This is a genomic window from Alloprevotella tannerae ATCC 51259 (assembly GCF_000159995.1).
Taxonomy (GTDB): domain Bacteria; phylum Bacteroidota; class Bacteroidia; order Bacteroidales; family Bacteroidaceae; genus Alloprevotella; species Alloprevotella tannerae.
Map to the genome: position 1 here is coordinate 425,661 of NZ_GG700642.1, position 12,371 is coordinate 438,031.

Genomic DNA, 12,371 nt, shown 5'->3' on the forward strand with positions numbered 1-12,371 from the left:
AGAAGCAGCTCCTCTTGCTGCTCTCACCTAATATTCAACATACATCTTCTATATTATACATCTTCTAAATCTTCCAAATCATAGACATCGCCTTCAGCGCCGTCTTCATCTTCAAAATCAGGCTCCCAATCAATAAAATCTGCATTGATTACACTGACTTCACGATCTCTATGAACTAAAGTACCGCCTTCTGCCACAGCTTCCAGCTTGTTGGATTCGCTATTGAGTTCTTTCCATAAAGTGTCTTTCAACTCCTGCAAACCAATCTGAGCCACTGATGAAATAAAGATAACCGGTAAGTCGGTTGGCAATTCCTCTTTCAGCATTTCAATTAGCTCATCATCCAAAAGATCACTTTTTGTGACTGCTAAGACGCGATGTTTATCAAGCATTGCGGGATTAAACTTCTGCAATTCTCCCAAAAGGATCTCATATTCTCGCTTTATATTGTCTGTGTCACCGGGAACCATAAAGAGCAAGAGAGAATTTCGCTCAATATGGCGCAAAAATCTTAAACCTAATCCTTTACCACCACTGGCTCCCTCGATAATGCCAGGAATATCTGCCATCACAAACGATTTAGCGTCGCGATATGCTACGATCCCTAGACTTGGCTCAAGTGTGGTAAAAGGATAGTTGGCAATTTTAGGTCGCGCAGACGACAAGGTAGAAAGTAGCGTTGATTTTCCGGCATTTGGGAAGCCCACTAAGCCTACGTCTGCAAGCAATTTCAGCTCTAAAATAACCATCATCTCCTGCATTGGCTCTCCAGGTTGTGCATAGCGTGGCGTTTGATTTGTGGCAGAACGAAAATGCCAGTTTCCTTTTCCACCGCGCCCACCTTTTAGTAGCATTACAACCTGCCCATCCTCGGTGACGTCACAGATATATTTGCCCGTCTCAGCATCATAAGCCACAGTGCCGCAAGGCACATCTATATATTTATCAGCGCCATCCGAACCATGCGAGAGAGATTTCCCACCATTACCTCCATGTTCTGCAAAAACGTGACGATCATAGCGCAAATGCAGAAGCGTCCAATAGTTATGGTTTCCACGCAAATAGATATTGCCGCCTCTGCCGCCATCTCCACCGTCAGGACCTCCATTAGGCATATACTTAGCACGATGCAGGTGAATAGATCCTCGCCCTCCCTTACCGGAACGACAATAAATCTTCACATAGTCGACAAAGTTTGTTTCCGCCATAAGCTATAAAGTTGTCGTGTTATCGCTGTTTACCTTTAATTATAATATAATTTGGTTTAAGATCAGTATTATAAATTGTCAATCACTTCACTCAACGCGTCAGTGATTTCTTCTAAAGCGCCATGACCTTTAACGGCACGATGCTTACCATCAGTTTTATACCACTCAATAAGCGGAGCTGTCTGGTTCTTATATACATCTAAACGCTTCCGAATCGTTTCTTCGTTATCGTCTGCACGTCCGGACGTCTTGCCACGATTGATTAAACGCTCCATGAGCATTTCATCCGGCACACTCAACTCTATCATAACATCAACCTCGCCCTTACGCTCCTTTAACATGCGTTTTAGAGCTTCGGCTTGAGGTATCGTGCGCGGGAAACCATCGAAGATAACACCATCACAAGGACAGAGCGAATCATAGACATTGGCAAGAATATCTATCATCAATTCATCAGGAATAAGTTGGCCTTTATCAATATAGCTCTTCGCAGTCTGTCCCAGCGATGTCCCGTTTTTAATTTCTGCACGTAAGACGTCGCCTGTAGAGATATGTTTGAAGCCATACTTCTTTACTAGTAAGTCGCTTTGTGTTCCTTTTCCTGAACCCGGCGCACCAAAGATTACAATATTTTTCATAAGGATAGGTTTTATTCTGTTACAGTATAAATGTTCGGTAAGTTACGTCCTTCACCATCATAATCCAATCCATAGCCAAGAATAAAATCATTGGGGATTTTAAAACAACAATGGTGAATATTCAGCGCCACTTTCAATTTTTCAGGCTTAACTAACAATGCCGCGATGATTACCTTTGCAGGCTTGTAAGTTTCAAGCGACGCCAGCAACTTTTGCATTGTCAGACCGCTGTCAATAATATCTTCCACGATGACAACAGTACGCCCTTCAAGAGATGTATCCAACCCTAAGATTTGCGTGACTTTACCCGTAGATGCGACGCCACTATAAGAAGCCAAACGCACAAAAGTAATTTCACAAGGAATAGTGATACCACGCAGCAAGTCTGCGGCAAAGATAAACGCGCCATTTAAGACGGAAAGGAACAAGGGCTTTTCGCCTTTCAACTCCTCGCTAATCTTAGCGGCCACTTCTGCTACGCGCGCTTTGATCTCTTCTTTGGGTATAGATACCACAAATTTCTTGTCTCTTACTTGAATTGTCTCCATCGTAAGTTTAAACTTTTGATTTTTGAGCTACAAAAGTACGAAAGTTTTATCATTTTTTCCGCCCATATCCGCAATTTCTCACTTACGACTCTATTTCTTGTTTGCTTTCCTCTGATATAAGGAGACACTTCTATCTGTATACTAGACTGTAAGAGCCAAATCATCAGCAACAAAAACTTAGTATTACAACCATCTGATATTGTTTTTTTACTTCAAGTCTCACGTCGCGACTATCCTTTCTTGAAAAAAACTTTTACCATCGTGGTAGAACAAACCTACCCCCGTGATAGGACAGTTGTACGTTCACAATGGTATTTCCTACTTTTTAGTCTTAATCGTTCCTATGATAGTCCTTGCCGCAGCTAATTACGTCTTGTTATAACCGGAAATAAGAAGAGATAGACAGTCGGTAATACTTTAACGTACAGTACAGGCAATAAGATTTCAAAGAAAAAAGATTGCTTCTATTTTGCTTATCATAGAGTTTAGTTTACTTTTGCATATAAATTACAAATGCATTACAAATGGAAACGAATAACCAACCTTCACAAATGCCAAATGAGACTCCGCAGTCTCAACCTCAACAGCAATACAATAATGGTCAGCGACAGTATAACAACGGGCAACCACAGTACAGCAACGGACAGACTCAATATAACAACGGGCAACCACAATACAACAATGGACAGCCCCAGTATAACAACGGTCAACCACAATACAACAATGGACAGCCCCAGTATAACAACGGGCAACCGCAATATAACAATAGTCAACCTCAATACAACAACGGGCAGCCACAATATAGTAATGGTCAGCCTCAGTATAACAGTGTTCAGTCCTCATATAATAACGGGCAACCACCGATAGAGCCTAAAAAGAAGAACACTGCGCTTTGGATAGGTATTGCAGCAGCATTCCTGATTTTAGCTATTGCTGTGGGAGGTTATATTATCGCAAACTCAGAAAATAAGCAGGTGGATGAAGTCACTGCATACACAGCACTCAGCGAGAGTCATAGCAGTAAGGATTATCAGGCCTTTTTAGATCAGTTTCCCAATAGTAAATTTGCAGCAGATGTACGCGAACGCATGACTAAGTTGTTGGAGTTAGAAGGCGCGTGGAATACTATTGTCAATTCAAGTAACCCGGATGATTTTGCAAATTTCAAGTCAAAATATAATGACGATTTCTATGCGAAATTGGCAGATAATAAGATTGACTCCTTAGATTTTTCTAAGGCACAAACTACGGGTACACCAGCAGCTTTTGCCAATTATTTGCTGAAGCACCCAGAGGGTCGTTACACTGCTGAAGCACAAGCTGCACAAAACACTGCAGAAGCATTGGCCGTTACGCCTGATGAACGGAGTCAAGTTTCAGAAGTACTCAACCAGTTCTTTAGTGCTTTTAGTGATAACAACCAAAGTGAGATTGCTGCGAACATAACCCCTGTTATGACAGTATTCTTAGGTAAGAAAAATGCTACTAAAGCTGTCGTTATGTCCACTATTGCAGACATGTTTAATGAACATATAGAAGATTGTCGGTTCAATGTCGGTAGCGGAATAAACATAACCAAGAAAGCCTCAAATAATGGTACGATATACTCCGTTGACTTCTCTGTAGATCAATATATTGAAAGAGATAATCCAGGTAAAACTTTTGGCTCCTACAAAGCACATGCAGAGATCAATTCAAATTTTGTCTTGAGTGCGCTCACAATGAAGCAAATCTCAGAGAAAAAACAGTAATGATCATGAATAAGACTATTATTGATTCTTTTCAATCCTTTGCAGCGCTCAAAGGACAAGAAATTGGCGTAAGCGATTGGTTGGAAGTTACACAAGAACGCATTGACCTATTTGCTGATGCGACGTTAGATCATCAGTGGATACACGTTGATAAAGAGAGAGCAGCCAAAGAAAGTACTTTCGGACAAACGATTGCACACGGCTATCTGACGCTTTCGCTTTTACCTCATCTATGGCAACAAATCATAGAAGTGAACAACTTGAAGATGATGGTGAACTACGGGCTGGAAAAAATGAGATTCGGGCAAGCAGTCCTTTCAGGCCGACGCATTCGCTTGCGTGCAAAGCTTCAAGATATTGAGGATATCAGAGGAATATGCAAAGCGCAAGTAGATTTTAAAATAGAAATAGAGAATGAACGCAAACCTGCATTGAGCGGTGTTGCGACTTTCCTTTATTATTTCAACTAAAAGTAAGCAACCACATCAACATTGGAAGATTCCTTTTTGACTATAGAAAAAGTTGCTGAAGGACTTTATACGGAAAAGCGGAGCAAATTTATTAGCTTCGCTATTCCTGTAAATACGATAGAAGATGTACAGTGCGAACTTAAGACTTATCAGAAAAAGTATTTTGATGCACGTCACGTCTGTTATGCTTATATTTTGGGTAATGATGGTGAAACAAGTCGCTCAAGTGATGATCGCGAACCATCCGGCACAGCAGGTCGTCCAATATTAGGACAATTGCGTAGCCAAAATTTGACTAACATCCTTTTAATTGTCGTTAGGTATTTTGGTGGCACTGAATTAGGGGCAGCCAATTTAGGACGTGCATATAAAACAGCAGCTGCAGATGCTCTAACAAAGGCACAAATCAAAGAAATAGTCATTATGGACTCGCTTGTATTCGAATCGCCTTATCCAGAAATAGATCGGGCGATGCGTATAGCACGTGATTTGGGGGGCAAGATCGTATCACAGACATACGCAGATCAAAGCGTAAAATTAAAAGTAAATATACGATCAGGGAAAATAGCAGAGTTAAGGAAAAAGCTAAGTGCGATTTACACGATCAAATTCTTAAAATGATAAGAAAATTTGCGCCTCAAGAAGATTTAGACCAGGCTACGATGCTTTACGTAACATCTTTCCCAGAAGAAGAAAGGCGCGAGACAACGTTATGGCAAAAGATGGTTTGTAAGCTTCCTCATATGACAACCTACACAATATTATATAAGGAGTCGTTTGCTGGATTCTTTACTTTCTGGGATTTTCATAATTTCGTTTATGGCGAACACTTTGCTATAGATCCTCTATTGAGAAGAAAAAACATTGGTGGCCAGGCCCTAGAAGGCATTATTAAGGTTTTAAACAAACCGCTTATTATTGAAGTGGAGCCAAAAGGAAGTAATCCTATGGCTAATAGAAGGATTGACTTTTATATACGCCATGGACTCAAACTCTCTAATCGCCCTTACCTACAGCCGCCTTATCAAGAACATGGTAAAAGCATACCTCTGCAATTAATGGCTACAAACTCTGTTTTTTTAGAAGAGAATTATCATACTATTGTTAGAACCATTCACAAAGAAGTATATCAGAAATGTTTTACGTTTCCAAAAGGATAGAAATCGCTTACGCACATCAACTGAAATTAGACTACGAAAGTAAATGCACGCATCTGCACGGACATAATGCGGTTGTCACCGTTTATTGCAAAGCGAAAGAATTAGACCATAACGGAATGGTCGTCGATTTTAAAAAGGTAAAAGATATAGTGCAAGGCAAATTAGATCACCGCTTTGCTAATGATGTCGTGAATTTCAATACAACTGCTGAGAACTTAGCAAAATGGATCTGTGATCAAGTGCCTCATTGCTATAAAGTATCCTTTCAAGAGTCAGAAGGTAACATTGCAGTATATATTAAAGAAGACGATGACGCGCTTTAAGATAAATGAGATCTTCTATTCGTTACAAGGAGAGGGTTTTTATAGTGGTATAGCTTCTATTTTTATACGCTTCTCCGGTTGTAACTTATCTTGTAGTTTTTGTGATACCCAACATGAAACGGGAGAACTTATGACGCAAGAACAAATTTTGGATCAGGTGACTCGTTTTCCTGCTAAACATGTAGTATTAACTGGTGGGGAACCATCATTATTTGTCACAAAAGAACTGATAGATGGCCTTCACGCTGCGGGGAAATATGTTTGTATAGAAACAAATGGCTTACACGCACTACCTGAAGGAATTGATTGGGTGACTTTGTCGCCCAAAACGGCACAAACAATACTTAAGACTTGCAATGAGCTAAAAGTTGTTTTTACAGACGACACTTTTAATCCTCACGATGAAATCAAAGCGGCCCATTACTTCATTCAACCATGTGATATGGGTAATTCTATCAAAAATAATCGTATTTTAGCGTCTTGCATCTCCTATGTAAAGGAAAATCCGCGCTGGCGACTTTCGCTTCAAACACACAAAATGATCGGTATACACTGATTTCATCAGAAAATAAGGCTGAAAAATTGGTGTATTACTTGGACAATCAAGGAGTTTATCGTAATTTTGCACCGCTTTATGAGCAAAATTATTTAATCATTAACAGACAAACGTATGATGAATCAGTACGAGACCGTCTTCATCCTAACTCCCGTTTTATCTGACCAGCAGATGAAGGAGACGGTCGAAAAGTTCAAAGATGTTCTTACCGCTGAAGGCGCAGAGATCATCAATGAAGAAGAATGGGGCTTGAAGCATTTAGCTTATCCCATTCAGAAGAAATCAACCGGCTTCTATGTTTTAATTGAATTTAAAGCAGAGCCAACGGTTATCAAAAAATTGGAAGTTGCTTATCGCCGTGATGAGCGTGTTATTCGTGATCTTACGACAAAATTGGATAAATACGCTATCCAATATGCAGAAAAGCGTCGTAACCGGAAAAATCAAAAGGAGGCTTAATTATGGCACAGCAATCAGAAATTCGCTACTTGACCGCTCCAACTATTGATGTTAAGCGTAAAAAGTACTGCCGGTTTAAGAAAAGCGGCATCAAATACATCGATTATAAAGATCCTGAGTTCTTGAAGAAGTTCTTGAACGAACAAGGCAAGATTTTACCGCGCCGCTTAACTGGTACTTCTTTGAAATACCAACGCCGTGTTGCACAAGCTGTGAAGCGTGCACGTCAATTGGCTCTTCTGCCTTTTGTAACCGATTTGATGAAATAATAGGAGGAATTAGATTATGAAGATTATTCTTAAAGAAAACGTCTATGGCCTTGGTTTTAAGGATGACGTTGTAAACGTTCGTGACGGATACGGTCGCAATTTTCTTATTCCTACTGGCAAAGCTGTCATCGCAAGCAAGTCTGCCCTTCGCTCTCTTGAAGAGGATTTAAAGCAACGTGCACACAAGCTTGAAAAGATTAAAGCTGAAGCGCAAGAGTTAGCAGACAAATTGAGTAAGATTAAGCCCATCACTATTGAAGTAAAAGTAAGTGGTAATGGTGTAATCTATGGTTCAGTTAACAACATTCATATTGCAGATGCACTTAAAGAACAAGGCTTTGAAATTGAACGTAAAGCTATTGTCCTTAAAGATGTAAAGCAAGTTGGTGAGTATACGGCAATCGTAAGACTTCATAAAGACGTTTCTGCTGAAATTCCATTTTCTGTTATTGCAGAAGGCGGTGTAGCTGCAGAAAAAGAAGAGAAGGCTTTGACTGCAGTAGAACCAGTAGCTGAAAAGGAAGCTGATAATACCGTAGAATCAGCTGACGCAGAAGCATAACAACACGAATATTTCCCAATACGATACGGTCAGCCCTGCCTTTTTGGCAGGGCATTTTTATATATCTAACAAAAAGAAGTTTTTAGTTATATGCGTTACTTTCTTTATTTCTCTTACGATGGAGGAAATTATCACGGATGGCAACAACAACCTAATGCTATAAGTGTGCAAGAAGTTCTAAACAAGGCCATTTCTACTCTACTTCAATCAGCAATCAGCCTAGTTGGAGCCGGCAGAACAGATACAAGTGTAAATGCAAAACGAATGGTGGCACATTTTGATTTTTGTTGCACATTACCTGACAAGTTTACCTTTCGACTAAATCGACTTTTGCCTCCTGATATTGCAGTATTAGATATAAAACAAGTCAACAAAGATGCACATGCTCGTTTTGACGCGTTATCTAGAACATACCATTATTATATATATAAGAAAAAAGATCCCTTTAAACGCCATTATGCCACTCGATATCTAGCGGAATTAGATTATACCGCTATGAACCAAGCAGCTAAACTGCTCTTACAAGTAGAAGACTTTACCAGTTTTAGCAAACTACATACAGATACTCGAACAAAGATTTGCCACGTCACAAAAGCAGAATGGATACAAGAGAAAGAAGATCTATGGCGTTTTGAAATTACTGCAGATAGATTCTTACGAAATATGGTTCGTGCAATTGTTGGAACTTTAATTGAAGTTGGAAGAGGGCGTATGAGTATAGAAGAATTCAGCAAAGTTATTCAGCAGAAGAATAGATGTGCAGCAGCTGAATCAGTACCAGGCGAAGCACTCTTTTTAGTAAATATAAAGTACCCAGATAGCCTCTTTCTACATACAGAAGTACTACACCATCCTAACTAACATACAAGTTATTGTCGCTGATAACATCCAATATCAGCTCCTCGTCCATGCAGACGTGAACGCCCTAATCTATCAACAGGTGAAAGCAAGCGTGCCTGTTCTATATCTGCATTGCCCACAGCTTGTGATAGACTATCTAATTGAAAAGAAAAGGTCAACTTCTTCAAATCAAATTTGGGAGAGAAGTTGTCTTCTCTAGAAACCTTACCATCCTCACTGTTATCCCAAAAGCAATTGATGAAGTGAGCTAAATCTTCTTGCTCAACAGGTTTCGGCATATCTATAAGGCAGTTACGGAAAGAGAAGTTAAATGGATCATTATCATATCGTTTACCCTTACTCCCAAGAATCTCATCCGCACCATAGCCTGTCAAAATACAATTGATAAAGTCCAAACGCTCTAATGGAAGACGCACATCTCCTTCAGCATTTGTGAAAGAAAGGGCTACACCTCGTCCACCGGCAAACATATAAAAGTTTCCGATTGTACAATGAACGAAATCATACGAACCACCTAATAGCGTTAAGCAATTTCCGCCGGCATTTGTCAACTGACAATTATTGATTTTCAAATTACATACCTTAGCAAATATTCCATCTCCTTTCGTATTATGCACAATGCTATTTGTGAGCTTTAACTTGAGTTGACTAACTGCTGAACTATCACAACGAATACCGAAGTTCCCGCTATGGATATCCACATAATCCATCTCATTATTAAAACTCTCTTGCGTAAATACTACTCCACCCCATTGTCCTGGTATATTATCATAAGCTTGTTGTGAAAACATATTCCCCAAACGGTCGCCACGCATAATGATAGGACTACTCAACGTACCTCGTGCCAAGAGTTTGCCATGTACTATCAATTGAGCGCCAGGATGAAAGTAAAAGCGTACACCAGGACTCACGCTTAACGTTGCATCCTTTGCTATTACCAAGCTATCATATATTTGATAAGGGCGTCTCGAAGAAAGAATTGTATCTCTTTCAATAACTTTCCCTTTAAATGTTGTCACACTCTGTCCAAAAGCATTCAATATAACAACACCAATAAAGCCACCTTCTGTCTGAAAATAAAGTTTATCGGAGGTTCGCTGTGGCGTATCTGCATTTAAATCTTTTGTTTTTACGAAAAGGAAAACACGCATACTATCTTTTGCGGCTATTTCCAAATCATTTGTCTCCCCCGAAGTTAAAGCTGAACCATCAACATTCACTTTGAAATCAGAGGCAGCTCCATTTTCTAACCAGACGCGCGTTATGCGAATCGCTTTATTCTGCTTATTATAAACCTCAAAAGTATAGGTATTTGAACCTTGCCCGGCTATTACTGTATCCAAAGCAACCGTATCTGTGGAAAAAGTTAGCTCTGCTGTAGAGGAAACGATATAAGCATCATCTTTCATACAAGCAGCTACAGCCAATAAAGCTATTAAGCAGAAGATAATCTTGTTCATACACATAAAAACGTGCAATACATTCTTTTATTGTAGAACATTACACACAAATCTATGAGTTTCAATCCAACTCCGTGAATCTAACCTTATCCAGTAATGCTTCATAATAATCCAAATTCAAAGCAAAAAGCAGATACAAAAAGAAGTTCCTCAAAAGGTCCCTTTAGAAAAAACGCACTTTTTGCCCTTTCATCATTATGTTTTTGCGTACATTTGTATGCAAGAGCTCAATTGACGACAATAAAGCACTGTCTGCATTTGGGATTTTATAAATAATAACGGATAGACAACTATGTTTATACTCAATTTTTTGAATTCATTTGGACGCTACATCGAATTGCTTGGGCGCACCTTTCAGCGCCCCGAACGTTGGAGAATGTTTGGCAAGCAATACTTGAAGGAAATGGCGCAATTAGGTGTCGACTCCATAGGTATTGTCCTGCTGATCTCATTCTTTATTGGTGCAGTCATCTGTATTCAGATTAAGCTTAACATACAGAGTGCTTGGATGCCTACATGGGTTTCTGGTTACGTCACTCGTGAAATTATGCTATTGGAATTTTCCTCTTCTATTATGTGTTTAATTCTCTCTGGTAAGGTTGGCTCTAACATAGCTTCAGAATTAGGAACAATGCGTACAACACAGCAAATAGATGCTTTGGAAATAATGGGTGTAAACTCTGCAAGTTTTCTCATTTTACCTAAGATTCTTGGTTTAGTCACTATGATTCCTCTTCTTGTCATTTTTAGCACAGCCAGCGGAATTGTTGGCGCATATGCAACAGCTTATATCGGGCATATTATTACAGCAACAGACCTAACGGCAGGTATGCAACACGATTTTGCGCCTTGGTTCTTTTGGATGGGCACAATCAAATCGCTCTTTTTCGCCTTTATTATAGCAAGTGTTTCATCTTTTTATGGATATACCGTTGAAGGTGGATCGATTGAAGTCGGCAAGGCATCGACCAATGCTGTTGTTTCTTGCTCAATGCTTATTCTTTTTTCAGACCTATTCTTGACAAATATCCTATCATGATAGAAGTAAAGCAACTCTTTAAGGCTTTTGGAGACAAAGAAGTACTTAAAAATATCACAACTACTTTTGAGGAGGGAAAAACGAATCTTATCATCGGTCAGAGCGGCTCGGGAAAGACTGTTTTTATGAAGTGTCTTGTCGGTTTATTGGATCCGACAAGTGGAGAAATTCTCTACGACGGGAGAGATTTAGTTGGGATGAAAACAAAAGAGCGCAAATTATTACGACGAGAAATGGGCATGATTTTCCAGAATGCTGCCCTTTTCGACTCTATGAGTGTTTTAGAAAATGTCATGTTTCCATTAGATATGTTTTCTGAAGATACGTATTTAAGAAGGAAGAAACGAGCTGAAGAATGCTTGGACCGAGTAAAACTTCTTGAAGCTACCGCCAAATTTCCAGGAGAGATATCCGGCGGTATGCAAAAGCGCGTAGCCATTGCGAGAGCAATTGCTTTGAATCCGAAATATCTGTTTTGTGATGAGCCAAATTCCGGACTTGATCCAAAGACCTCTCTCGTAATTGACGCCTTGATCCACGGGATTACAGAGGAATTTAAAATCACAACGATCATTAATACACATGATATGAACTCGGTTATGGGTATTGGAGAACACATTCTATACATCTACCACGGACATCCCGAATGGGAAGGAACTAAAGATGAAGTTATCAACGCTAAGAATGAGAAACTAAATAGTTTTATTTTTGCCTCTGATCTCTTCCGTAAAGTAAAAGACGTAGAGCTCCAAGAGCAGGAAGATGAAAAGAGTAAGGCTCAATCTTAAGCTTTACTCTTTTTCTTTCAAGAATTTCATTTCAACTTTAACAACACAAACTTCTTGTTTACAACCTCTTATTTACTATTATTGCTGTCCGATAAACGTCAAAAAGAGTAGGAAAGACCGCCTCAATCGCTGAAACAATGCGGTTGAGGTTCTCTTTTTGGCATTCCAAGCCCCCCCTAATCAAAAAGCGAAGGCATTTGAGGGCTTTCGGCCGCTTCTTTCAGGCATGCTTCCCAATCTTTTTCGGGATGATTAAAGAGGCTGTAGAAATCCACATAG

Annotated in this window: 16 protein-coding genes; 12 read left to right on the forward strand and 4 right to left on the reverse strand. The window is 39.7% G+C overall.

Features of this window, described 5'->3' with window-relative positions:
* Positions 1–53: 53 nt before the first annotated feature.
* From obgE to hpt, 3 genes are all read right to left on the reverse strand, one after another.
* Positions 54–1,208: a GTPase ObgE gene (gene obgE, locus GCWU000325_RS01765; protein ID WP_006254247.1), complete on the reverse strand. Its 1,155-nt coding sequence runs from the start codon at positions 1,206–1,208 to the stop codon at positions 54–56.
* A gap of 68 nt (positions 1,209–1,276) precedes the next feature.
* Positions 1,277–1,846, reverse strand: a complete 570-nt coding sequence (locus tag GCWU000325_RS01770) for an adenylate kinase (RefSeq protein ID WP_006254248.1) — start codon at positions 1,844–1,846, stop codon at positions 1,277–1,279.
* Between the two features lie 11 nt (positions 1,847–1,857).
* Positions 1,858–2,394 carry a hypoxanthine phosphoribosyltransferase gene (gene hpt, locus GCWU000325_RS01775; RefSeq protein ID WP_006254249.1) on the reverse strand — a complete coding sequence of 179 codons (537 nt, stop codon included), beginning with the start codon at positions 2,392–2,394 and terminating at the stop codon, positions 1,858–1,860.
* 524 nt (positions 2,395–2,918) lie between these two features.
* Between hpt and GCWU000325_RS12235 the strand changes: the two genes are divergently transcribed.
* The 10 genes from GCWU000325_RS12235 to truA all read left to right on the forward strand — a co-directional run bounded on the left by GCWU000325_RS12235 (position 2,919) and on the right by truA (position 8,805).
* Positions 2,919–4,145, forward strand: a complete 1,227-nt coding sequence (locus GCWU000325_RS12235; protein WP_006254250.1) for a hypothetical protein — start codon at positions 2,919–2,921, stop codon at positions 4,143–4,145.
* Positions 4,146–4,150: 5 nt separating this feature from the next.
* On the forward strand, positions 4,151–4,615 hold the full coding sequence (locus GCWU000325_RS01785; RefSeq protein WP_040599135.1) for a MaoC family dehydratase: 465 nt from the start codon (positions 4,151–4,153) through the stop codon (positions 4,613–4,615).
* A gap of 21 nt (positions 4,616–4,636) precedes the next feature.
* Complete coding sequence (locus GCWU000325_RS01790; protein WP_006254252.1) at positions 4,637–5,236, forward strand: IMPACT family protein; 600 nt, start codon at positions 4,637–4,639, stop codon at positions 5,234–5,236.
* Complete coding sequence (locus GCWU000325_RS01795) at positions 5,233–5,775, forward strand: GNAT family N-acetyltransferase (RefSeq protein ID WP_006254253.1); 543 nt, start codon at positions 5,233–5,235, stop codon at positions 5,773–5,775. The genes GCWU000325_RS01790 and GCWU000325_RS01795 overlap by 4 nt, the downstream gene beginning before the upstream one ends.
* The gene (locus tag GCWU000325_RS01800; protein WP_006254254.1) at positions 5,751–6,098 is read left to right on the forward strand and encodes a 6-pyruvoyl trahydropterin synthase family protein; all 348 of its coding nucleotides are present in this window, start codon (positions 5,751–5,753) and stop codon (positions 6,096–6,098) included. Before GCWU000325_RS01795 ends, GCWU000325_RS01800 begins: the two co-directional genes overlap by 25 nt.
* Positions 6,085–6,654 (forward strand): 7-carboxy-7-deazaguanine synthase QueE, encoded by a 570-nt coding sequence (locus GCWU000325_RS01805; protein ID WP_006254255.1) that lies wholly within the window; start codon positions 6,085–6,087, stop codon positions 6,652–6,654. Before GCWU000325_RS01800 ends, GCWU000325_RS01805 begins: the two co-directional genes overlap by 14 nt.
* A 117-nt stretch (positions 6,655–6,771) precedes the next feature.
* Positions 6,772–7,113: a 30S ribosomal protein S6 gene (gene rpsF / locus GCWU000325_RS01810; protein WP_040599137.1), complete on the forward strand. Its 342-nt coding sequence runs from the start codon at positions 6,772–6,774 to the stop codon at positions 7,111–7,113.
* A gap of 2 nt (positions 7,114–7,115) precedes the next feature.
* A complete protein-coding gene (gene rpsR, locus GCWU000325_RS01815; protein ID WP_006254257.1) occupies positions 7,116–7,382 on the forward strand; it encodes a 30S ribosomal protein S18 in 267 nt (88 codons plus the stop codon).
* Positions 7,383–7,398: 16 nt separating this feature from the next.
* Positions 7,399–7,944 carry a 50S ribosomal protein L9 gene (gene rplI, locus GCWU000325_RS01820; RefSeq protein ID WP_006254258.1) on the forward strand — a complete coding sequence of 182 codons (546 nt, stop codon included), beginning with the start codon at positions 7,399–7,401 and terminating at the stop codon, positions 7,942–7,944.
* Between the two features lie 90 nt (positions 7,945–8,034).
* Positions 8,035–8,805 (forward strand): tRNA pseudouridine(38-40) synthase TruA, encoded by a 771-nt coding sequence (truA, locus tag GCWU000325_RS01825; RefSeq protein ID WP_006254259.1) that lies wholly within the window; start codon positions 8,035–8,037, stop codon positions 8,803–8,805.
* 8 nt (positions 8,806–8,813) lie between these two features.
* Here the strand turns inward: truA and GCWU000325_RS01830 are convergent, their stop codons facing one another.
* Entirely contained in the window at positions 8,814–10,265 is a 1,452-nt protein-coding gene (locus GCWU000325_RS01830) for a right-handed parallel beta-helix repeat-containing protein (RefSeq protein ID WP_006254260.1), read from the reverse strand.
* Between the two features lie 292 nt (positions 10,266–10,557).
* Between GCWU000325_RS01830 and GCWU000325_RS01835 the strand changes: the two genes are divergently transcribed.
* Both GCWU000325_RS01835 and GCWU000325_RS01840 read left to right on the forward strand, forming a co-directional pair.
* Positions 10,558–11,304, forward strand: coding sequence for an MlaE family ABC transporter permease (locus GCWU000325_RS01835; RefSeq protein WP_006254261.1), 747 nt, complete (start codon positions 10,558–10,560; stop codon positions 11,302–11,304).
* Entirely contained in the window at positions 11,301–12,092 is a 792-nt protein-coding gene (locus GCWU000325_RS01840; protein ID WP_006254262.1) for an ABC transporter ATP-binding protein, read from the forward strand. The genes GCWU000325_RS01835 and GCWU000325_RS01840 overlap by 4 nt, the downstream gene beginning before the upstream one ends.
* The last annotated feature ends 279 nt before the right edge of the window (positions 12,093–12,371 follow it).